The following is a 21,253-nucleotide window of genomic DNA, read 5'->3' on the forward strand; positions in this document are numbered from 1 at the left end:
GAGACCGCAACGTCACTTCCGGACGCTTCTCAGAACCCGTTCCGTGGCACTCTGTAAATCACGTCGTGGCGGTTTCTTCGGCGTCCGACCGCTCCTCGCTCTCCGAAGATCCGCCGTCGTTCGATCCCACGTCGGTCTCCGTCCGCTCCTCCTCGCTGACCGTTCCTTCGAGCCGTCGTTCGGCCTCGTCCCGGTCTTCCGGATACCCGACGTCGATCCGCCATCCTTCGAGGCCGATCGCGTCGATCGTTCGGCCCGACTGGATGAGGAGGTCGATCGCGTCCGACAGTTCATACTCCCCGCGGTCGGAGGGTTGAACGAGGTGACACGCGTGGAAGATCGCCGGCGAAAACGTGTAAAAGCCGGTCATGACCAGGTTCGAGGGTGGGTCGTCCGGCTTCTCGATCACGTCAGTGATCTCGCCATACTGGTTCGTGTCACAGACGCCGTACCGAGAGGCCTCCTCCCAGGGGACCTCCTCGACGAGGAAGGCGGCGTCCGCGCGGTCCTCCCGTTGGCGGCGGACGACGTCCTGGAGGTTGGCGTCGAAGATGTTGTCCCCGAGGATGAGCATGAAGTCGTCCTCGATGTGCTCTTCGACGGTCAAGAGGGCATGAGCAAGTCCCTTGGCCTCGCGCTGGTGGGCATAGGTGATCGGAATGTTCTCGTAGGTGTCGCCATAGTGGTCGATGATGACCTCCTTTTTGTAGCCGACCACGACGACGAGTTCGTCCGCGCCGAGATCGATGAGCTGATCGAAACAATGGGTGAGAATGGGATCGTCGGCGACCTCGACCATCCCCTTCGGTTTGTCGTCGGTCAGGGGTCGCAGCCGCGTCCCCTGACCTGCCGCGAGCACGACTGCCTTCATACGACTTCGATCGAGCCGTCCGTTTATATATTCGTGGGTGCGGGCCCGATCAGTCCGATCGACGCCTCACACAGCGCCGACGTGTCCGGAGGTCTCCGGAGTCCATCGTCACGGGTTCGAAGACGACCGCCGACCCGGGTTCCGGCGAGGATACAACACCTATATGGTTCCGACGACACACCTGCAGGTAATGAACGGGAATCGGTTCGGTCGTCTCTTTCAGCTGACGACCTACGGCGAGAGCCACGGTGAAGCGATGGGCGTGACGGTATCCGGATGCCCCGCCGGCGTCGAGCTTGAGGAATCGATAATCCAACGCGACCTCGACCGACGCAAGCCGGGCCAATCAATGATCACGACTTCCCGGGGCGAACCCGATGAAGTGACGATCAACTCGGGCGTCCAGGATGGCTACACGACGGGAACTCCGATCGGAATGGTGATCCAGAACAAGGACCCACAATCGGGCAAATACGAGCCATACGTCACTGCTCCACGACCCTCTCACGGCGATTACACGTACTCCGCGAAATTCGGCACGCGAAACTGGGGCGGCGGCGGGCGGTCGTCCGCGCGCGAGACGGTGAACTGGGTGGCCGCGGGCGCGGTCGCGAAGGCGGTTCTCGAGGCGTCCGACCACGACGTCGAGATCAAAGGCCACGTCAACCGGGTCGGCGACATCGAAGCGCCGGAAATCTCCTTCGAGGATATCCTCGAACATTCCGAGGAGAACGACGTTCGCTGTGGCCATCCCGAAACCGCAGAACGAATGCAGGAACTGATCGCCGATTATCAGGAGCGCGGCGACTCGATCGGCGGGTCGATCTACTTCGAGGCCCGCGGCGTTCCCCGGGGGCTCGGCGCGCCGCGATTCGACGGCGTTCCGTCCCGGTTAGGGCAGGCAATGATGTCGATTCCGGCCACCACCGCCTTTGAGTTCGGGCTCGGGACCGACGCCGCCGAAGTGACCGGCAAAGAACGCAACGAGGACTGGGCGTTCGATGAAGGGGATCACCCGGAAACCGTGAGCGAGGAGGGCGATCCGGTGCCGGTCGGAAACGATCACGGCGGCCTCCAGGGCGGGATCACGACCGGCGAGCCGATCTACGGCGAGGTGACGTGGCACGCGCCGACCTCGATCCCGAAAAAACAGCACACCGTGGACTGGGAGACCGGCGAGGAGAAGGAGATCCAGGTCGTCGGTCGACATGACCCCGTCCTTCCGCCGCGGGCAGTCCCCGTCGTCGAGGCGATGTTGTACGTAACCGTGCTCGATTTCATGCTGCTTGGCGGGCGCATCAATCCCGATCGCGTCGACGATCGACCCGGACAGTACGACACTGGGTACCACCCGAGCAGTCCGCGAAAGGAATAACGACTCCGCGCCGGCTTCTTCCCCGGCTTCTCCCTTCAGCTCACCCGATCCTACGAGTCCGCGTATCCGCCCGAATTCTCTCGTTCCTCGTCGGCGCCCCGACCGGTTTCTGGATCGGCGTCGACGTCCTCGTTCCGATCGTCCGCATCGACGTCCTCGTTCCGATCGTCTGAGGCATCCGAGTCCGGTGCCGGCTCAGGATCGGCCGGCTCGAATCCGGCCTCGTCGAAGTCGAATTCCGGGACCTCGATCGATGTCCCTTCCTCGATCAGCGTCGCCCTCGCAGCCTCGCGGTCCACCGTCCCGGAGACCGTTCGCGGGAGTTCGTCCTGGTAGGCGATGGCACGAGGCATCTTGAACGCGGAGAGTTGCGATCGGGCGTGTTCTAAGAGATCGTGTTCGTCGATCGGCGACCGGTCATCGGACTCGGAATCGGTGTCGGTCTTTTCGGACTCGGAATCGACCACATCGCCGTCGCTACTCGATCCGTTCCCATCTGCTGACCCGTCGACCTCCTGGCCATCGCCGTTGGGTGCGTTTCGATCGTCATCCGGGACGATCAGCGCCCCGACACGTTCGCCCCACATCTCATCCGGGACTCCGGCGACCGCAACGTCGAGAACCGCGGGATGCGAATGGAGGACGTCGGCCACCTCCCCCGGCTCGACGTTCTCCCCGCCGGTGATGATCCGATCGTCGAGCCGGTTGAGTACGTAAACGTATCCGTCCGTATCGATCCGGCCGGCGTCGCCAGTATGGAACCCGAGCGGACCGAATGCCTCCGCGGTCGACTCCGGCTGGTCGTAGTATCTCGGCGTGACCGTCGGTCCGGAGACGACTATCTCGCCGACATCCCCTGGTTCGACGGGATTGCCAGTGTCGTCGACCACGCTCAGATCGTTCCAGAGGAGGGGCCTGCCGACGGTTCCGAGATGATCGAAGGCCTCCTCGGGAGTCGCGGTCGCGATCTGGGAGGCCGTCTCGGTCATCCCGTAGGTCGGATAGACGGGGATCGAGTAGTTCTCACAGCGCTTGAGGAGTTGATCGCTTGCGGGCGCGCCACCGAGAAGGACCGTTCGTAGCGAGTCCGAAAGCGTCCCGCGGCTGTCGAGCATCCGCGTGAGCATTGTCGGGACGAGCGAGACGCCGGTGACGTCGTACTGATCGATATCGTCGGCCGCCTCTCCCGGGGCGAACTCCTCCCGAAGGACGAGCGTGGTCCCGTAAAGTACCGTCCGGAAGACGGGCGAGAGCCCGCCGGCGTGATGAAGCGGGAGGGTGACAAGCCAGCAGTCGTCCGGTCGCACGCCAAGCCGGAACGCGGAGGCGATAGCGGAGAAGAACACGTTTTCGGCGGTTATCTCGACGGGCTTGGGTTGGCCGCTGGTCCCGGAGGTGAAAAGCAGACACAACGGCTCCTCGAGCGTCCAGGTCGGTTCCTCGACCGGCTTGGGGTCGGCGTCGTGGATCGCGATGACGTCATCGTGATCCGGTTCGTCGACGGAGAGAACGCGGACGGACGAGTTCCCGAGCGCCTCGAACGCCGTCACTTCCGTTTCGGAACCACAGACGACGACGTCCGGGTCGGCTCGTTCGGTGCGGGCGGCGATCTCTCGTGGTGTGAGGTCGTGGCCGATCGGAACGAGGGTCGCGCCGAGCCGCATCGCGGCGTGCACCAGTCCGACGTAGCCCACGCACGGCGAGAGATGAATCCCGAGACGGGTCGTCCTGTCGACGTCAAGTGCCGCGAGACGGCCGGCGGTCTCACCGACCAATCGATCGAGGTCCGCGTAGCTCCATGATTCCCCATCGGCCGCACGCACGAGTGCGGTCGCGTTCGGCGTCGCGGCGACGCGGTGGGAAAGCCAGTCGCGCATAGTCCGGGTATATCGGGGAGTCCCTATTGTCTTGTGATCGTCGCCCGAGCATGGTGATCGTTGTCCGAGCGGCCGGTGCAGCTAGAACGGGGTTCAGAGAGCGGATTCAACTCGTTCGTTCAAGGTGACTACTCCTCGTGTCGGACGGTAAGAACCGGAACGTCGGCGGTTCGAACGACGCGTTCGGTGACCGACCCGAGCAGGTAGCGATCGAGGCCCTGCCGGCCGTGTGTTCCCATCACGATCAGGTCGATATCGTTGTCCTCGACGTACTCCAGGATCGTCCGATAGGCGGTTCCGTGGACGACGCTCGTAACGGTCTCGACGCCGGACTCCTCGGCCGTCTTGGAGACGCGTTCTGTGGCTTCCTCTCCCTCCGATTCCAGTGCCTCGACGACGATCTCCGAACCAGCCTCAAGCGTCGAATAGGCCGAGCCGTCGACGACGTACAGCGCGTGAACGCGGGCGTCGTATTGATCTGCCAGGTCGATCGCGTGCTCGATCGCGGCGTCGGCCGCCGGGCTGCCATCGGTGGGGACAAGGATCTGATCGTACATCTCGGTTCGGCGTACGCAGCCGATCGATTAAAAACCACCCGTCGCGGACGCCATTGCGGATGGGCGCCTCCCGAAGGGAGACGGAATCTGGGGCGCGGTCGGAGTCGCTTCCCGCGATGCGATCCTTCACGCTCGATCTCACGCTATCGCCCCGGACTCGGTCGAACGAGTTGGACACTCCGAATTCGGCCGAACGACCCGAATCACTCCGGGTTCGGTCGGACGAGCCGCATGTCTCCGCGTGCGCGCAGGGTTCCCTCGACATCGGCGCCCTCGTGGATCAGCAGATCTCCCCCGGAAACGTCGCCGAGTACGCATGCACCGGGTTCAAGCGTCACCGTTCCCTGGCTCGTCGTCACGTCGCCGTGGATCGTCGTTCCTTCGCCGACGGAGACGTCACCGCGGGCACGCAGGGACCCGAAGAGAACGGTATCACAACCCACGTCGATCGTCCGAGCGCGGACGTTGCCGTGGAGCCGACAGTCGTCGCCGATCGTCGCCGGCGTCGAGACGCGCCAGGAGTCGTCGGAGACGTCAGCGTTTTTCGGGATCGAAAGCGGCGTTCGAACGTCCTCCTCGTCGGAAAGCGCCATCGCGAGCTCATCGGCCGCTTCGGCCTCGCCGGCACGAAGTAGCTGTGAGAGGACGATGAAATAAAACACGATGGTCGGAATCGGATTTCGGACGACGATCCAACCGTTCGCTTCGAAGCCTTCCTCAACGTCGACGTCGTCGCCGATGTCGAGGTCACCGGAGACCATCAGTCGGCCGCCGATATGGACGCGCTCGCCGAGATAGGCGTCCTCGCCGACGAGGACGTTCCCGTCGATGTCACACCAGGTGTCGAGCCGACAGTCGCCCGACGCCTCGATGTCGCCGCCGACGCTGGCTCGTTCGTCGGCGACCACGGTCCGGCCGCGCACGCCGAATTCGACGGTCGCCTGGCCGCCGATCAACACGTCGCCGTCGGTCACGAGGTCGTGCTCTTCGACGGTCGTTTCCGACGGGACGGAGAGTTCCTCGATCGGATCGCCACGAAACGGCACGTCCGGTCACAGACAGCGCGACGGTATAAGTGAAACGGGGCGTCCGACGGACGGCGGACGTGATTGGTCGTCGGTCTCGTACTGGTCGGCGACGACGGGGGTACTGACTGCGTGAGCGACGACTTCGATCTTCGCTTCCCCTGAGCCGTGGAACCGGCGCGAACCGTAAGGTGGTTGGTCCCGGATCGCGGCTTCCCGATATGGTTCCACCGCTGGTGCTCGACATCGACGGCACGTTGACGACGCCGGACCACCGCGTTGACCGTCGAGTCTTCGAGATCCTCCCGAACTGGGAAGCGCCGGTCGTGTTCGCCACGGGCAAGGCATTCCCGTATCCGGTCGCACTCGCGCACTTTCTGGGGCTCCCCGAGACGGTCATCGCTGAGAATGGCGGCGTGATCCACGCCGACGGGGTCACGGAATTCGCCGGTGATCCGGATGCCTGCTGGGCGGTCGCAGAGGAGTTCATCGAACGCGGCGGCGATCTGGGATGGGGCGGGCGGACGACGGTCAACCGCTGGCGCGAGACGGAGGTCGCCGTCTCGATGGATGCCGACGAGGAACTGCTTCGCGAGATCGCCGCCGATCACGGACAGACAGTCGTCGACACCGGCTATGCCTATCACGTCAAATCGCCGGACGTGTCGAAGGGGTCCGCCTTCGAAACGCTCTGTGAGGAGTATCGGTATGACCCCGACCGATTCGTCGCGATCGGCGACAGCGAAAACGATGTATCGACCTTCGAGGCCGCTGGCGAGTCCTATGCGGTCGCAAACGCCGATTCCGTCGCGCGCGAGGCTGCCGACGATGTCCTCTCGGAGGGACACATGGACGGAACCGCGAGCGTGCTCGAACGACTGTTGACGGAAGCCGGACCCGATCGGTAGCCGATTCTCGAACTCGAACTCGCGGCGAGAACCCACGGGCATCGCGTCCGACTCGACCGACGTCGGACTCAGACGTCCACGTCCGCGTCCTCGAAGGGGATGAATTCGCCGTTTATGTCCCACTCGTGAATGCAGAACGTGTCACCGGGCTCTTCGACACGCCAGCTCTCTCGATCGTCGTCCCAGCGCTCGCTACGCCCACATATCTCACAGACTCGCTCGCTCGGGGTTCGAAGCGTCGACGTCATACGTACGTGAGGGACCCGCAAGCAAAAAAATCCCTCCATCGGCAGGGGCGGTCGTCCCGTCACCATCGTCCCACCGATGTCACTCCATCACTGTCGCCTCGATCACTGATCGAACGGAGGACGACCGTTCTCAGTATTCGATCGCACCCGAGTACCGGTCCAGAAGCAGGACTGCGGCGGCACCGAACGCGGCGGCCCCCACGAATCCCGGAGCGACCGCCCCCCAGGTGGCACCGGTCTCCGCGAGCGTCCGGTCGACCTCGAGGATCGGCGCGCGGAGGGCGCCGACGATCAGGCTCACGAGGAAGGCAATGGTCGCCGCTCGGCGGTGCTCCAACGCGCGTCGAACAGTATGTGCGACCGTGAACAGGCCGACCACCGCGCCGGCGAGGAAGACGATTACCGGTGGTGCAGCCTTGATCACCGGTTCAAGGTCGCCCGCGACGGCCACAGCGGCAAGCCCGTCGATAAACGTCGAGAGCGCACCGGTCATCCGTTCGTACTGGCCGAGAATCACGAGCAGAAGCGACCCGGAGATGCCGGGCAGCACCATCGCGCTTACAGCGATCATCCCGGCGAGGAAAACGATCGCGAGACCGCCGTCAAGCACGGTCTCGGCGTACCCGGAGGTCAGGAACGCGGCGAGAAATCCCGCGGCCGCCGCGAGCTTGCGTCCGGTCGTCGAGAGATCGACGCCGGATCGAAGCACGACCGCCGAGGCGGCGATCAGCCCGAAGAAGAACCCGAAGGTGCCGACCGGTGACGTCTCGAGCAGGTAGTCGACGACCTGGAGGACGGTCACGATCGCGCTCGCGATCCCCAGCCCCAACACGACTAGAAACGGCCCGTCCATATCGAGGAATGCCGCGCGTGCATCAGGAAGGTTTGCGGGCTTCACACCGCCGAGAACGCGTCGGATACGGTCCGGATCGATCGCGGTGATCGCGGCGATGAGCCGCTCATAGATCCCCGTGATCAAGGCGATCGTGCCGCCGGAAACGCCGGGGACCGCGTCGGCACACCCCATCGCGACACCGCGAAGGTAGACGCCGATCCACTCGCGCGTGTCGACCATTTAGATGGCGACGGAGGTGGCGACGGACGCGACGAGCACGCCGGCCGTGGCAGTCGGCGCTTCATCCGCGAGGGCGTTCGTCTCGTTCGTCCCGTTCGTCCCGTTCGTCTCGTTCGTCGTCGAGCTGTCGTCGGTTCCGTTCGTCTCGTCCGTTTCGTTGGTGCCGTCCGATTCGTCGTCACCCCCGAGGAGCGTCTGCTCCTCGAGTTCGACCGTGGAGACGGAGTCGTTCTCGCCGACGACCTGTCCCTCGGTCACCTCGACCTGGCCGACGCCGTAGGTGATGCTTCCGTTCGTTGTCGTGATGCCGGTCTGGACCGAGTAGGGACCGGTCGCGCGAATGCTCGTGTTGGTGTAGCCGTTCTCGGGACCGTACTCGTCGTATCCCGTCGTCGAGTAGGGAACTCGGAACGAGTACTCGCCGTTCTCGTCTGCAGTGTCATACTGAGTGTAGGTGAACGTCTCGTTCGAGTCCGGATAGGTCATCTCGACGGTCGCTTGGACCTCCTGGCCGGGCTCTGCGCCCTCGCCCTCGATCGTTGCGCCGGGCACTTTCTCGAAGGTCTTCACCCAGTCTGCCGGGGTATCCCGAAGTCCGACGTTGAACTGCTGTTCGGCGCTCGCCTCGCTTGCGTGCACCAGCCGGTACTGTTCGAGCGCCGCCACGCGTTCGCTGGGTATGGAGCCGATGCCACCGATCTGGGCGGTGCCGCTTTCGTTCTCGACGAACGCTTCGGCGTCGGCCATCGTCTCGAAGCTGCGGGCGAACTGCTGGTTTTCACCCTGCGGGACCGTCCGGATCGTGGTCCGTGTGCCATCAGCGGCCTGAACGGGCGTCTCCTCCCAGTCGAGGACGATCGGCTCGGGGTTCTTCGCGCTGCCGTGGTACTCATAGAGTCTGACCATCAGGCTCTCGTAGTAGCGCTGTTCGCGCGTCTGGGTCACCGGCGTGAAGCCCCCCTGCTGGTTCGGCTGGTAGACCACGTTCAGGAAGTCGGTGCGCGAGACGTCCCCGTCGTCGTAGAAAGTGACCGGTGCACCGAACTTCGAGTTCGGGTGGACCATCTGCCAGTCGACCATCACGTAGCGGGTGTTCTTGCCCTCGGTGCTCTGGTCGGCGAGCACCGACTCGGCGCGGTCCTCGCTTGGCGCCAACAGGAAGTTCGCGGCCGCGTCGGCGTTCTGTTGGAATGGATTCGCGTTCGGGATGCGTTCGGCACGCGTCGTTATCCAGTGGCCGTAATCCCACCACGACTGCACGCCGTAGGCGCCCTCGGGATAGTCGAAGTCGCCGTCAGCGGGGCGTTCATAGGTGCCGTAGTAGTCCATGGCGTTGTCGTGGCCCTCCAGCTCACCGGGGTGAGGCGTCTCCTCGTTCATCCACTGGAGGCTATCATCCCACTCGACGACCGAACCGGGTCCGCTGTTGGTGCCGGCGGCCCACGCCGGCGTGACCATGAACAGGAGCGGAGCGACGAGCACGAGTACGACCGCCGCGAGCGTCATCGCCTGCCAGCCCTCGATTCCGCGTCCGGCCTCGATCATCGACTTCCCACGCAGTTCGAGCGCGTCGAGTACCAACTGGAACGTGTAGCCGGCGCCGACGGCGACGACGATGGCGAGGTAGTAGTTGAACCGCCGTTGGGTGAACGCCATCGCGAGGATGCACAGCCCCCAGATGACGAAGTAGAGATCCTCAGCACCATAGCGAGAGAGGTAGGTCGCGCCGACGATCAGGGCCGTGGCGATCGCGAGGCCGATGACCTGCCAGGAGACCCCGACGACGCCGCCGACCGTGTCGTACGCCTGCGGGACCGCGTAGACGGAGCCGATCAGGGCGAACGACGCGAGGACGTATCCCGTCTCGCGCGGCTCGTCGCTTCGGACGAGCGGCCGCGCGAGCACGACCAGGATCGCCACGAGCGCGAGGAAGAAGGCGAGCCCGTACTGGCCGAGGACGAACTCCGCGAACCCCTGCCGCATGAGCGGCGGCTGCGCCTCACTGATCGTTCGCGTCTGGGCACCGGTCGAGAAGCCGACCGTTCGGATCAGGTTGGACCAGATGGTTCCCCACGCCGAGGGGAGCGCGACCGCGAAGACGCCGACTGAGGCGGCGATCAGGCCGCCGACCGCTGCGGGGTAGGTCCGGACGTCGATTCCGCGAGTCTCCCACTGGCGGGCGAGGAACGCGAGGAGGACGGAGCCGGCCGCGACGCCGAGCGGGAGCAGGACCTGCGTGAGCGAGTAATCGGTGACGCCGAAGGAGTAGACGTCGAGCGGAATGACCATCAACAGACCCGCGACTGCCATCGAGACCGCGCCGGCGAACGCGACCGGTTCGGGACTGTCGCCGTGGACGACGTCGCTCGTGATGTTGATCACGAGGAAGATCCCGGTGAACCCGACCATCATCACGCCGGGCTGCCAGGTCGCCATGTAGAGTGCGATCGCGAGCCCGGCCGCCGCCGCGTAGCCCGTGGGTCGCTTCAGAGCGTCCCAATCCTGATCGACGACGAGTTCCCAGACGGGCTTTTCGCGTTCGGCGACACCGATGGCTGCGAGGAAGGCGAGGACCGCAAGCGGGAAGAAGAACACCTCGCCGGCCTGGTGGTCGGGAAAGCCGACCATCGTCACGTTGAGGAAGGTACTCGGGATGAGGGCTAACACGAGGACGGCGACGACTGCAGAGAGGCGGTCGACGAACCGGCGGGCGATGAAGTAGGTGGGGATCGCGACCGCCGTCCCGACGATCGGCGCGGCAACGAGCATGACACGCATCAATCCCTCTTCGCCGCCCCCGAACAGCGGTGATCCGAGCACGATGAAGACCGCAAGGATGTGATCCCAGAGGGTTCCAAAGTGACCGACTTGTCGTCCGAACGGGAATCCCGTCCACGCCTCGAAGGGGAGGGTGTTCGGCCAGTTCTCGAGGAGATAGGACGTCTCCCGGTAGTGATACCAGGGGTCGTTACCGCGGAAATAGACGGTTCCGTCGACGATGAAGTTCTCGTACGCACGAAGGCGCGAGTAGAGCATCATCGCGAGGATCGCGACGATCGCCGGCACGTGATACCATCGCTCAAGGTAGTCGAGGACGGAGGTGCCCGGGCGGTCGTCGGAGTCGGTCTGGTCGCTCATTGTACGTTTCGAGTTGCAAAATCCGCATAAGCCTTGTCATATCCTGATCCAGTTATCGGATCGCGTGCGACCGACGTTAGTAATCCTTATTCGGGCGACCACGCAACTCGAAGCCGAATGAAGGTCTCCGTCGTCGTCTGTACGTACACGATGGATCGCTATGAGGTCTTCACGGAGGCCGTCGAGAGCGTTCTCGAACAGACGTACGACCCGATCGAGGTCGTGCTCGTCATCGACGGGAACGACGAGGTGTACAAGCACGTTCAGGAGGACTTCGGCCGCGAGGAGAACGTGGTCGTCCACAATAACGACGAGAACCGCGGCATCTCCTACAGCCGGACGAAGGGCGCCGAGCTCGCGTCCGGGGATATCGTCGCGTTCATCGACGACGACGGCGTCGCCGAGGAGGATTGGATCGAGACGCTCGTCGAGACGTACGAGGGGACGGACGCGATCGCCGTCGGGGGCGACGTCAAGCCCAACTGGGTGGACGAGAAACCGGACTTCTTCCCGGAGGAGTTCTACTGGCTAGTCGGGTGTGTCGAGCCCGGGTTCGCGGAGGATGGTGAGGAGGTTCGAAACACGTACGGGTCGAATATTTCGTATCGACGGGAGGAGTTCCTGGAGGTTGGTGGCTACGACCCGAATACGGGACGGAAAGGTGACAAACACCTGCAGGCGCACGAGGCGCCTGTGGGAATTCGGTTGCTAGAGGAGTACGGGCAGGGGATGGTGTTCACCGAGGACGCCGTCGTCCATCACACGCTCTTCGAATATCGCGGGGACTTTGCATGGTTGGTGTCACGGTCCTTCTGGCAAGGGTACTCGAAGCGGGTGATGGATCTGTTGTATCCGGAGGCTCCTGACGACAAAAGTGCGTATTTGAAGCAGTTGCTGACGCACTTCGTGCCGAAGCGAATGAAGGACGTGGTTCGGTCACCGTCGATGCCGGAACTGAAGCAGTTGCTCACGATATTCGTGTTTACTGGCGCTGTTGGGCTCGGGTATCTATACGCGATGGCGACACCAGACGTGGTGGAGAAGGCTAACGCGTAGACTCGGGTATTTCGCGTTTCTCGCCGAACAAGAACTCATAGTAGTAGCCAAAGCCTCGGCACGCGAGCATGGCGATCGAGAGAAACGAGAACGCCACGCGCGTGAACATGGATTCTGGCTCGTTCTCATTGCTACCGCCGCTCGGGCCGCTGGGTGTCGGGGGAATCCCCGGTTTGCCGTATCGTTTGGGATAGTAACGCTGCTTCTGACAGAACCCTCTTCCGACACGGAAGTTCTTCTTCGCCAGGGCTTCAAAGGAAGTCCGTGCGGGATGCTTGACGACGGCGTTCTCTGCGTATCCTTGGTCGTAGCCTGCCTCGTAGACGCGCTCGCCGAACTCCTTGTCGCCGCCCGAAATCAGACGGCTGTCGAACGTACCGACGTCGTCGAAAACTTCGCGACGGACGAGTAGGGCGCACGTCGGCGCGTAGTGTTGTTCTTCAAGGTACTGCTCCACGGGGAAGCCCGTACGGGCGTTATATCGGCCGACAAGTGTGTCTTCTAGGAGCGTAAGTTCGACGTTGCAGCCGAGGTAGTCGGCGTCCTGATCGTCCATTGCTTCGAGAGCTGTTTCGAGCCAGTCCTCGTCGACGGTCTCGTCTGCATCGAGGAAGGCGATGATGTCCCCCTCGGCATGTTCGATCCCTTTGTTGCGGGCCGCGTAGGAACCTTGGATCTCATCCTCAACGAGGAGAGTGATGTGATCATATTGACCCATATATTCTCGAATTATGTCGCGAGTGTTGTCTGTGGAGCCATTATCTATCACAATCGTATTCTTGGTTGACTGATTTTGTTCTGTAATAGATGAGATCGTATCGGCTACTCCGTTAGGGTCATTATAGACCGGAACGAGAATTATGATCTCATTTGGATCACCTATCGAGGTTACTGTGACCATTAAGATATCACGTATTTTTACTGGCACAATAAAGGGTCGTGTTAACTTAAGCATGATTCCACCAGACGGCGTGGACTTGTAACCACGTTCCCGCGGTCGGCGGATCGACATGACTGAAACAGTTTGAGAGCGAAGACGTTCTACGTTCTACCTCACGAAAGATACGTTCGACAGAATTTCTGAAGCCGTGTTGTTGGACGCGGTAGCTGAGGTTTTCTTGTCGAAGGCCACCGATACGATCGTCTGCGTTGTCGACGAGAAACACGGCGTCTTTGACGTCGTGTTTCTCGATCAACTCGGCCAGAAATTCCCGTGCGATCGCAGTCGTATACGTCGGAAACAGCCGTGTGTGCAGAATTCTGTTCGTTTCAGGATCGACAGCCGCATACAGCCAGTACCTGTTATTATTGACTCGGGTCGCTTTTTGATCGACCGCGACACGATCCGGGCTTTCACCGCCAGCCGGCTGTAGTTCAGCCTTCTGTATCTAGTTATGAACTGCGGTACGTCTCCGTTTGACACCCAATCCCTCAAGAAGAACAACCGTATTCAAAAGTGACAATCCAGCGAGATGGTGGCGAATACCCATTTCAATGATCTCGCGGGGTGTCCGCTCTCGCTCCACAAACCCCAAGCCGATCCACTCGGTAGACTCGGTGAGGCGGTTGGATCCGGACATAGACACTCGAATCATTAACCGCCTCATCCTTAACTTAACACCGCCAAATAGGGAAAAACCAACAGATATGGCGGAGAAGAATGATCATTTTGGCCCTGAAATTGAACAATATACACATGAATTAGGGTATACAACCTGACTTTGGCTGTGACGTCAGAATCCACCCCGTTCTTTACCCCCGACGCCGTTTGACCACTATAACGTCCATGCGTCTCGGCCAGACCTCCTTCATTCAGTTTCTCTCTAACGTCGTGACCTCCGCGATTGGGTTTCTAGCCACGCTGTATTTCGCTCGAACACTCGGTGCCGAAACGCTCGGGATCTACTACCTCCTCCTCGCTGTCGTCTCCTGGCTCCGGCTAGCCGGCGAGATGGGCGTCGGCGGTGCGATCACGAAACGTGTCAGTGAGGGCGAGGATCGCGGTGCGTACCTAGTGACCGGCGCGTTCCTGATCAGCTCGTTAACTGCCGTGATGGTGGCGGCGATCGCCGGAGGCGCCTCAGTCATCCAGTCGTATATCGGTCACCCGAATGGTGCGGTATTCGTCGTGGTGCTCATCGTCACGACTCTCGTGTACGGCTACCAGGCGGCGGCGTTGAGGGGACAGCAACTCGTTCACTTGCTAGCAGGAATCTCGACGCTGCGAACGATCGCCCGCGCCGTCCTCCAAGTCGGTCTGGTTGCTCTTGGATACGAGGTACTCGGCCTAGTCACGGGATGGGCCGCCGGAACGGCACTTGCCGCCACGATTGGGATGGTCATCGTCCTCAGAGCGCTCTACGGCGGGGGCGACGCGCTGGTTCGGCCGAACTACGAACATCTCCAGGGGCTGACCTCCTACGCGAAGTACTCTTGGCTCGGCGGCGTTCGCGGCCGGACGTTCAACTGGATCGATGTCGCAATTCTCGGATTATTCGCGCCCGCGAACCTGATCGGTATCTATTCGGTCGCATGGTATATCGCCTCGTTCCTCCAGATCTTCGGCAAGTCGATTCGAACGTCGATGTTCCCCGAGATGAGCCAGCTCTCCGCCGATAACGACCACGATCAAGTTCGCGGACTTCTCGCAGATGGGCTGGCGTTTGGCGGCCTGATCATCATTCCCGGTCTCGTCGGTGGCGTGTTGCTCGGTGAGCGACTCCTGCAGATCTACGGCTCGGAGTTCGTTATCGGGATCGCGGTTCTCGGACCGCTAATCTTCGCCGTGCTCATCTACGATTACCAGCTTCAGATTTCGAACACGCTCAACGCGATCGATCGTCCAGACCTCTCGTTTCGGCTCAACGCCGTCTTTATTGTAACGAATGTCGGGTTGAACCTCGTCTTCATCCGGATCTATGGGTGGATCGGTGCCGCGATCGCGACCGTACTGTCAGCGTTCATCGGACTCATCGTCGCCATCTATTACCTTCGGCGTATGATGGCGGTGACAGTCCCGATCCGCGAGATCGCCAGACAATGGCTCGCTGCCGGAGTGATGGGGATCGTGGTTCAGAGTGCTCTATGGATGGAATCAACATATCGAATCCTCGCACACAACGCCGCCACCGTGATCGCGATCGTGACTCTTGGGGCCGGAGTGTATGTCTTCACGCTGTTCGTGATCTCCTCCCGGTTCCGTGGTGTCGTCAGGGACAACTCGCCGGTTGAGATACCTTCGGTCGGCGCGCCGTGATCGGGGCCGAATGATGGAGTAATACGCGAAGACGCGAAACGAACTCCAGTATCCTTCGTCTCGTGTCTTCCGAGTGACGTTTCGGATCGATCGTCGTCCTCAAGTCGACTTGTTCTTCCGCGGCTATCCTACATATACCCCAGATCCCGCAGTCGCTCCATCAGGTCCTCTTTGTCCTGCGCGCGCCCCGCGCGCTCGGTCGTGTTCTCGAGATCCTGCAGCCAGGCGGGCTCGCCGGTCGTCTTCTCGGTCGAGACCTCACTCCCCAGCGAGCGGAAGCCGGCGAAGTACTTCGGTGAGATCGGCACGTCGGCCTGTTCGACGCCGTCGGGGAGGTCGTCGGCCGACTCCGGCACGTAGCCGTCATCGGGGAAGGCCTCGACGGTATCGGGCACGACGTAGTACCAGAAGGCGTCCCAGACGTCGGCTTCGGCGAACTGGAGGATGGGCTGGATGCGGTCGTGTGGGGGGTAGATGTCGGGATCGTGACGCGGGGAGAAGAACGTCTCGTCGGCGCGTGCCTCCTGTTCGTCCCAGCGGACGCCCGAGATGACGCCGTCGATCCCGTACTCCTCCAGGGCGTTGTTCAATGCGACCGTCTTCAACAGGTGGTTGCCGACGTAGGTGTCGAGCAGGAACGGGAAGGTGTCCTCCTCGTATTCGAGGATGTCCCGCACGTGATGGTGATTCTGCTCGTTGAGCGCCTCGATCGGGATGTCGTCGCCGGGTTCGAGTCCGTGTTCGTCGACGTAGTCGCCGACGTCCTCATTGCGCGCGTAGACGACGTCGATGTCCCACTCGTCGGCCCAGTGCTCGACGAAGTCGGTTATCTCGTCGAAATGCTGGAAGTGGTCGATGAAGACCGCGGTCGGCTTCTCGTAGCCGTATTGCTCGGCCACCTCGTTGATGAAATAGAGGGTGAGCGTGGAGTCCTTCCCGCCAGTCCACATGACTGCGGGGTTCTCGTACTCCTCGAGGCCCGTCTTCGTCACCTCGATGGCCTTCTCGATTTTGTGCTGGAGCGACGGGTAGTCCGCCGGCGACTCGCCCGCTCCGTCGTCGTACTCGACGTCGACGTACTCCGGAAACTTCGACGACATACCGGATACGTACCAACGGGTACGTATGAGGCTTTCCACCTGGTTTCACGGCTCCGATACCCCAGATCATTTATACGGAGTGCGATGGCTGCCGGTATCTCGATCGGTCTCGTAGGGCGCTCGATCGAAGCGGCGCGAGACCGGTCGCCGGATGACGTCCTGACTGGGGACTGTCTCCCGGATTCACGGTGTCACCCCACGGGACCACCGTGATCGAGACCGGCTGCGTCCGACCGCGATTCGGGCAGTATTCGTCGAACATCCGAACAGCTAACTCGGGCGAGGTACCGTTTCCGGGTATGGGTCTGTTCGATAAGCTGCGCGGCGGCTCGGAGGATCGCGTCGTCTTTCTCGGGATCGACGGCGTCCCCCACGAGCTGGTTGAGGATCATCCGGACATCTTCGAGAATTTGCACGCGATCGCCGAGGCGGGGTCGGGTGGTCGGATCGAGAGCATCGTCCCGCCGGAATCGAGCGCGTGCTGGCCGAGCCTCACCACCGGCCAGAACCCCGGCCAGACGGGAGTCTACGGGTTTCAAGACCGCGAACGTGGCTCCTACGAGACGTACGTCCCGATGGGGAGCCACGTCGAGGCGGCCCGGATCTGGGATCTCGTTACTGAGGACGGCCGCGATGCGACCGTCCTGAACGTCCCCGTGACGTTCCCGCCCACGAGTCGGATCCAGCGACAGGTCTCGGGGTTCCTCTCGCCGTCGATCGAGAAGGCGTCGAGCGACGACGAACTCCGGCGGACGCTCGATCGCTACGACTACGCGATCGACGCCGACGCGAAGCTTGGACACGAGGCGGACAAGACCGATTTCATCGAGAACGCACACGCGACCCTCGAGGCACGCCGGGACGTCTTTCGTCACTACGTCGACGAGGACGACTGGGATCTCTTCTTCGGCGTGTTCATGACCTCCGATCGCGTCAACCACTTCCTGTTCGGCGATTACGCGACCGACGGCGAGTACGCCGAGGACTTCCTCGAGTTCTACCGCGAACTCGACGCCGCTATCGGCGATATCCGCGAGCGCCTGGACGACGACACCGAGCTGGTTGTCGCCTCCGATCACGGATTCACGCGATTGGAGTACGAGGTCGATCTCAACCGCTGGCTCGAGGAGCAGGGCTGGCTCGCCTATGAGGGTGACAGCGGCGAGGGCGACAGCGACCAGAGCGGCGGGAGCAGTGGTGGCGGCGAGAATGATGCAGACGAAGACGCCAACGCCCCCGACTCCCTCGCGGGCATCGCCGACGACGCCCGGGCCTACTCCCTCATTCCCGGTCGCCTCTATCTCAATCTGGAAGGCCGTGAGCCACGCGGGAGCGTCCCCGAAGACGACTACGAGGCGGTCCGCGAGGAACTGATCGCCGATCTCGAGGAGCTCGAGGGGCCCGATGGTCGGTCCGTCTGTAAGCGGATCGTCCCGGGAGAGGAGGCCTTCGAGGGCGACCACACCGAGATCGCTCCGGATCTGGTTGTCATTCCCGCGGACGGCTTCGACCTGAAGGCCAGCTTCGGGAGCGACAAGGAGGTCTTCAGCGAGGGTCCCCGAAACGGGATGCATAAGTTCGAGAACGCCTGCCTGTACACGACCGATCCCGACGTCGAGATCGGCGACGACGTGAATCTCTTCGACATCGCACCGACCATTCTCGACCAACTCGACGTCGACGCAGACCACTCGTCCCTCGACGGCGACTCACTCGTCGTCTCCGAGTGACTCTTTGCGAGTGACCCGTTCCGAGTCAGTTCCTCCGAGTGACCCTTTGCGAGTGATTCCCGGATCCACGATAAATCGACCGTTCTGATGGCCCGGATGGGGTTTCGAACGTTCCCGAACTCGGAAACGGGGGCCAAACGAATGCCGGCCGAACCGCGACCCGACTCGACGCCCCGGCTAACCGCGGTCCGACTGCCCGGCTAACTGCGGTCCGACTCGACTATCCCGATCGGTCACCACGTCAACCCTTCATAGACGATTCCCTCGCGGCGCGTTATCGCCCGTCGACCGTCGATCACCACCGGCTCGGCCATCGTCTCGAGCTCCTCGTCGAGCGCGGCGAATTCGTCCCAGTCGGTTACCACGAGCGCGCCCGTCGCTCCCGTGAGTGCCTCAGCCGCGTCGGCGGCGTACTCGATGTCCGGGAACCGCTCGCGCATGTTCGCCGTCGCGACCGGGTCGTAGCCAACGACCTCGGCACCGCGATCGAGGAGTCCCTCGATGACGGGGATCGCCCGAGAGTTGCGTGTGTCGTCAGTGCCGGGTTTGAACGCGAGCCCAAGGACGGCCACACGCTTGTCGGCGACGTCGACGTGGTCATCGAGCAACCCGAGTAGCCGATCCGGTTGGTGGTCGTTCACCTCGACGGCGGCGTTCAGGAGGGCGGGGTCGTAGCCCGCCTCTCGGGAGGCAGCAATGATCGCGGAGACGTCCTTGGGGAAACAGCTCCCTCCCCATCCGACCCCCGATCGGAGGAACCGCTCGGAGATGCGGTCGTCCAGTCCGATCGCCTCCATCACCTCGTAGGCATCCAGCCCGAACTCCTTACAGACGTTTCCGAGATCGTTGACAAGCGAGATCTTCGCGGCGAGAAAGGCGTTGTTGGCGTATTTAATCATCATCGCGGTCTCCGGATCGGTTCGGACGATCGGCGCGTCGGTCTCCGCGGTGAGCGGCTCATAGAGGCTTTCGAGTCGGTCGAGCGCCCAGCCCGCTTCGGTGCCGAAGACGACCTTATCCGGATCGCGAAAGTCGGTGACTGCGGTCCCCTCCCGAAGGAACTCGGGGTTGGTCGCGAGCTCGACGCGGTCGGCGGCGTTCCCGTCAGAATCGTCCGCTGCGGCCGTGACGTCGTGGGTTCCGAGACCGCTCGCGAGCGCCTCGCGCAACTCCGTGAGTGCCGGCGGCGCGACCGTGCTCTTGACCACGACGAGGTGACGGTCGTCGGCGTCCCGACCCTCGCCACGAGGAGCGTTCGTAAGCGCCTCGCCGGTCATCTCGGTCGCCGCGGCCAGCGCGTCGAGATCGAGTGATCCGTCCGAGTTCGATGGCGTTTGGATCGCGAGGAAGGTGAGATCGGAGTTCGGGATCGCCTCGTAGGAAGTCGTGGCGGTGAGACGATCACCGGCATGGTTGGCGACCAGTTCGTCGAGACCGGGCTCGTGGATCGGCGCGGAACCGTCATTGAGCGTCTCGACGACCGTCTCGTCGATGTCGATGGCGGTGACCTCGTGGCCGAGGTCGGCGAGCGAGGCTGCGAGGGTCGTACCCACGTAGCCGCTGCCGACGACGGTGACGTGCATACGTGTTGGTGTCGACCGTCGGCTCAAGAGTCTTCCGTCGGAACGTTTCGACGGGAGCGTCCGACACAAGGGATTTGTACGCTCCTGTGTGACTGTCTGGTATGGCCCGGTTGCTGCCCTCCACCCCTGATGTCTCCATCGGCGACCAGGAACCGCGGGTCGTCGACGTCTCCGAGGAGGACGCTGACGAACTCTTTGCCGCCCTCTCTTCGGGGACAGCTCGGTCGGTTCTCGCAAGGCTCCACGAGGACCCGGCCACGACCTCGGAGCTTGCGGAGTCGATCGATACCTCGCTGCAGAACGTTCAGTACCACCTCTCCAACCTGCAGGAAGCCGATCTCGTCCGCGTCGCGGATACGGTCTACTCCGAGAAGGGTCGAGAGATGAACGTTTACGCCCCCGCAAGCGAGCCACTCGTGTTGTTCGCCGGACAGTCCACCCGCGAGGGCGGGATCAAGACCGCGTTAAAGCGGCTCCTCGGGGGATACGGGCTCCTCGGGCTGGCGGCGCTTGCGGTCCAGTCGCTGTTGTCCGTCTCCGTGCCCGAGGGCGACGCCGGCGCGGACGGGTACGCAGTCTCGTCCACCGGCGATTCCGGTGGGGCCGCCGGTGGCGACGCCGGCACACAGGAGGCCGTCAACGTCGAGTCGATGGACGAGCCGACCGCGACCGAACTGGCGGAGGCGACCTCGGCGGCCGACACCGAGACGCCCATCGTCGAGGTGACGTTCGACGGTGCGGCCGCCGAGCGCGCCGAGGCGGCTGCAGAACACGCGGTCTCGCTTCTGGAGCCGGGGGTCGTCTTCTTTCTCGGGGCCGCGATCGTCTTCACGCTCGCGTGGATCTACTGGCATTACAACCTCGGATACTTCTCGACCCCGGACAGGGAGTAGCTACAAGCCACCGGAGCGTCTACCGTCCGTATGGACCACCAAGCCGAGGTCGTCGCGATCGGTGCCGGACGGGGACTCGACGGCGAGGAGGTGCCGGCCGTCGTCCTGGCGGTTCGGGAGGAGGTCCTGCCGATCTTCGTCACGCCCGAGCAGGCGCGGTCGATCGGGATGACTCTCGAGGGCGAACCGTTCGAGCGGCCACTCACACACGATCTGCTCGTTGGCGTGCTCACGGAGTTCGGTGGGGCCGTCGATCGTGTGCGCATCGACGACATGAGCGACGGGACCTTTTATGCTAAAGTCGATATCGAACGCTACGAGGAGGGCCACCCCGAGCGGTTCGTCTTCGATGCCCGTCCCTCGGATGCGATCGCGCTCGCCGTGCGCGTGGAATGTCCGATCGTCGTCACGGACGCGGTGGTCGACGAGGGTGGCCGCCCGCCGGAGGCGGTCGGGATGGACGCCGACGCCGACTCGGACACACAGAACCTGCCGGAGGAGTGGTCCGAGGATCCGGACGACGAGTTCGAGGGGATCTAAGCGATCCCGAAAGCCGGCGGT

Annotated in this window: 16 protein-coding genes and 2 pseudogenes; 7 read left to right on the plus strand and 11 right to left on the minus strand. The window is 62.9% G+C overall.

Annotated elements, in window-relative coordinates:
- Nucleotides 1–58: 58 nt before the first annotated feature.
- Nucleotides 59–871: a UTP--glucose-1-phosphate uridylyltransferase AglF gene (gene aglF, locus ACERIT_RS02530; RefSeq protein ID WP_373673234.1), complete on the minus strand. Its 813-nt coding sequence runs from the start codon at nt 869–871 to the stop codon at nt 59–61.
- Nucleotides 872–1,061: 190 nt separating this feature from the next.
- On the opposite strand from aglF, the gene aroC reads away from it, so the two are divergent.
- A complete protein-coding gene (aroC, locus tag ACERIT_RS02535) occupies nt 1,062–2,246 on the plus strand; it encodes a chorismate synthase (protein WP_373673235.1) in 1,185 nt (394 codons plus the stop codon).
- 50 nt (nt 2,247–2,296) lie between these two features.
- On the opposite strand, the gene ACERIT_RS02540 is transcribed toward aroC, so the two are convergent.
- The 3 genes and pseudogenes from ACERIT_RS02540 to ACERIT_RS02550 form a co-directional block, all read right to left on the minus strand.
- Nucleotides 2,297–4,123, minus strand: coding sequence for an AMP-binding protein (locus ACERIT_RS02540; protein WP_373673236.1), 1,827 nt, complete (start codon nt 4,121–4,123; stop codon nt 2,297–2,299).
- Nucleotides 4,124–4,251: 128 nt separating this feature from the next.
- Nucleotides 4,252–4,680, minus strand: coding sequence for a universal stress protein (locus ACERIT_RS02545; protein ID WP_373673237.1), 429 nt, complete (start codon nt 4,678–4,680; stop codon nt 4,252–4,254).
- A 218-nt stretch (nt 4,681–4,898) separates the two neighbouring features.
- Nucleotides 4,899–5,726 (minus strand): annotated as a pseudogene (locus ACERIT_RS02550) (acyltransferase); the annotation flags it as partial.
- Between the two features lie 200 nt (nt 5,727–5,926).
- Here ACERIT_RS02550 and ACERIT_RS02555 point away from each other — a divergent pair.
- Nucleotides 5,927–6,613 (plus strand): HAD-IIB family hydrolase, encoded by a 687-nt coding sequence (locus ACERIT_RS02555; protein ID WP_373673238.1) that lies wholly within the window; start codon nt 5,927–5,929, stop codon nt 6,611–6,613.
- A gap of 68 nt (nt 6,614–6,681) precedes the next feature.
- Here the strand turns inward: ACERIT_RS02555 and ACERIT_RS02560 are convergent, their stop codons facing one another.
- The 3 genes from ACERIT_RS02560 to ACERIT_RS02570 all read right to left on the minus strand — a co-directional run bounded on the left by ACERIT_RS02560 (nt 6,682) and on the right by ACERIT_RS02570 (nt 11,074).
- Entirely contained in the window at nt 6,682–6,861 is a 180-nt protein-coding gene (locus ACERIT_RS02560) for an HEWD family protein (protein WP_373673239.1), read from the minus strand.
- A 130-nt stretch (nt 6,862–6,991) separates the two neighbouring features.
- Complete coding sequence (locus tag ACERIT_RS02565; RefSeq protein WP_373673240.1) at nt 6,992–7,936, minus strand: DUF368 domain-containing protein; 945 nt, start codon at nt 7,934–7,936, stop codon at nt 6,992–6,994.
- Complete coding sequence (locus tag ACERIT_RS02570; RefSeq protein ID WP_373673241.1) at nt 7,937–11,074, minus strand: oligosaccharyl transferase, archaeosortase A system-associated; 3,138 nt, start codon at nt 11,072–11,074, stop codon at nt 7,937–7,939.
- Nucleotides 11,075–11,191: 117 nt separating this feature from the next.
- Between ACERIT_RS02570 and aglG the strand changes: the two genes are divergently transcribed.
- Nucleotides 11,192–12,130: a glucosyl-dolichyl phosphate glucuronosyltransferase gene (aglG, locus tag ACERIT_RS02575; protein ID WP_373673242.1), complete on the plus strand. Its 939-nt coding sequence runs from the start codon at nt 11,192–11,194 to the stop codon at nt 12,128–12,130.
- On the opposite strand, the gene ACERIT_RS02580 is transcribed toward aglG, so the two are convergent.
- Together ACERIT_RS02580 and ACERIT_RS02585 are read right to left on the minus strand one after the other, a co-directional pair.
- Nucleotides 12,120–13,031 carry a glycosyltransferase family 2 protein gene (locus ACERIT_RS02580; RefSeq protein WP_373673243.1) on the minus strand — a complete coding sequence of 304 codons (912 nt, stop codon included), beginning with the start codon at nt 13,029–13,031 and terminating at the stop codon, nt 12,120–12,122. The genes aglG and ACERIT_RS02580 overlap by 11 nt on opposite strands.
- A gap of 46 nt (nt 13,032–13,077) precedes the next feature.
- Nucleotides 13,078–13,710: pseudogene (locus tag ACERIT_RS02585) on the minus strand (IS6 family transposase).
- Between the two features lie 206 nt (nt 13,711–13,916).
- On the opposite strand from ACERIT_RS02585, the gene ACERIT_RS02590 reads away from it, so the two are divergent.
- A complete protein-coding gene (locus ACERIT_RS02590) occupies nt 13,917–15,386 on the plus strand; it encodes a flippase (RefSeq protein ID WP_373673244.1) in 1,470 nt (489 codons plus the stop codon).
- Between the two features lie 128 nt (nt 15,387–15,514).
- Here the strand turns inward: ACERIT_RS02590 and ACERIT_RS02595 are convergent, their stop codons facing one another.
- On the minus strand, nt 15,515–16,486 hold the full coding sequence (locus tag ACERIT_RS02595; RefSeq protein WP_373673245.1) for a phosphoadenosine phosphosulfate reductase family protein: 972 nt from the start codon (nt 16,484–16,486) through the stop codon (nt 15,515–15,517).
- Between the two features lie 299 nt (nt 16,487–16,785).
- Here ACERIT_RS02595 and ACERIT_RS02600 point away from each other — a divergent pair, with 299 nt between their 5' ends.
- Entirely contained in the window at nt 16,786–18,216 is a 1,431-nt protein-coding gene (locus ACERIT_RS02600; protein WP_373673246.1) for an alkaline phosphatase family protein, read from the plus strand.
- Between the two features lie 233 nt (nt 18,217–18,449).
- Here ACERIT_RS02600 and aglM read toward each other — a convergent pair whose 3' ends face one another.
- On the minus strand, nt 18,450–19,799 hold the full coding sequence (gene aglM / locus ACERIT_RS02605; protein ID WP_373673247.1) for a UDP-glucose 6-dehydrogenase AglM: 1,350 nt from the start codon (nt 19,797–19,799) through the stop codon (nt 18,450–18,452).
- A gap of 101 nt (nt 19,800–19,900) precedes the next feature.
- On the opposite strand from aglM, the gene ACERIT_RS02610 reads away from it, so the two are divergent.
- Both ACERIT_RS02610 and ACERIT_RS02615 read left to right on the plus strand, forming a co-directional pair.
- Complete coding sequence (locus ACERIT_RS02610) at nt 19,901–20,692, plus strand: ArsR/SmtB family transcription factor (RefSeq protein WP_373673249.1); 792 nt, start codon at nt 19,901–19,903, stop codon at nt 20,690–20,692.
- A gap of 30 nt (nt 20,693–20,722) precedes the next feature.
- Nucleotides 20,723–21,232: a bifunctional nuclease family protein gene (locus ACERIT_RS02615; protein WP_373673250.1), complete on the plus strand. Its 510-nt coding sequence runs from the start codon at nt 20,723–20,725 to the stop codon at nt 21,230–21,232.
- Nucleotides 21,233–21,253 lie beyond the last annotated feature (21 nt).

It is taken from the genome of Halopenitus sp. H-Gu1 (assembly GCF_041821145.1).
In the GTDB taxonomy this organism is placed as follows: Archaea; Halobacteriota; Halobacteria; order Halobacteriales; family Haloferacaceae; genus Halopenitus.

Excerpts from the sequence above, each read along its gene's own strand:
- aglF (WP_373673234.1), bottom strand. The coding sequence starts at position 871 with ATGAAGGCAGTCGTGCTCGCGGCAGGTCAGGGGACGCGGCTGCGACCC.
- aroC (WP_373673235.1), top strand. The coding sequence starts at position 1,062 with ATGAACGGGAATCGGTTCGGTCGTCTCTTTCAGCTGACGACCTACGGC.
- ACERIT_RS02540 (WP_373673236.1), bottom strand. The coding sequence starts at position 4,123 with ATGCGCGACTGGCTTTCCCACCGCGTCGCCGCGACGCCGAACGCGACC.
- ACERIT_RS02545 (WP_373673237.1), bottom strand. The coding sequence starts at position 4,680 with ATGTACGATCAGATCCTTGTCCCCACCGATGGCAGCCCGGCGGCCGAC.
- ACERIT_RS02555 (WP_373673238.1), top strand. The coding sequence starts at position 5,927 with ATGGTTCCACCGCTGGTGCTCGACATCGACGGCACGTTGACGACGCCG.
- ACERIT_RS02560 (WP_373673239.1), bottom strand. The coding sequence starts at position 6,861 with ATGACGTCGACGCTTCGAACCCCGAGCGAGCGAGTCTGTGAGATATGT.
- ACERIT_RS02565 (WP_373673240.1), bottom strand. The coding sequence starts at position 7,936 with ATGGTCGACACGCGCGAGTGGATCGGCGTCTACCTTCGCGGTGTCGCG.
- ACERIT_RS02570 (WP_373673241.1), bottom strand. The coding sequence starts at position 11,074 with ATGAGCGACCAGACCGACTCCGACGACCGCCCGGGCACCTCCGTCCTC.
- aglG (WP_373673242.1), top strand. The coding sequence starts at position 11,192 with ATGAAGGTCTCCGTCGTCGTCTGTACGTACACGATGGATCGCTATGAG.
- ACERIT_RS02580 (WP_373673243.1), bottom strand. The coding sequence starts at position 13,031 with ATGGTCACAGTAACCTCGATAGGTGATCCAAATGAGATCATAATTCTC.
- ACERIT_RS02590 (WP_373673244.1), top strand. The coding sequence starts at position 13,917 with ATGCGTCTCGGCCAGACCTCCTTCATTCAGTTTCTCTCTAACGTCGTG.
- ACERIT_RS02595 (WP_373673245.1), bottom strand. The coding sequence starts at position 16,486 with ATGTCGTCGAAGTTTCCGGAGTACGTCGACGTCGAGTACGACGACGGA.
- ACERIT_RS02600 (WP_373673246.1), top strand. The coding sequence starts at position 16,786 with ATGGGTCTGTTCGATAAGCTGCGCGGCGGCTCGGAGGATCGCGTCGTC.
- aglM (WP_373673247.1), bottom strand. The coding sequence starts at position 19,799 with ATGCACGTCACCGTCGTCGGCAGCGGCTACGTGGGTACGACCCTCGCA.
- ACERIT_RS02610 (WP_373673249.1), top strand. The coding sequence starts at position 19,901 with ATGGCCCGGTTGCTGCCCTCCACCCCTGATGTCTCCATCGGCGACCAG.
- ACERIT_RS02615 (WP_373673250.1), top strand. The coding sequence starts at position 20,723 with ATGGACCACCAAGCCGAGGTCGTCGCGATCGGTGCCGGACGGGGACTC.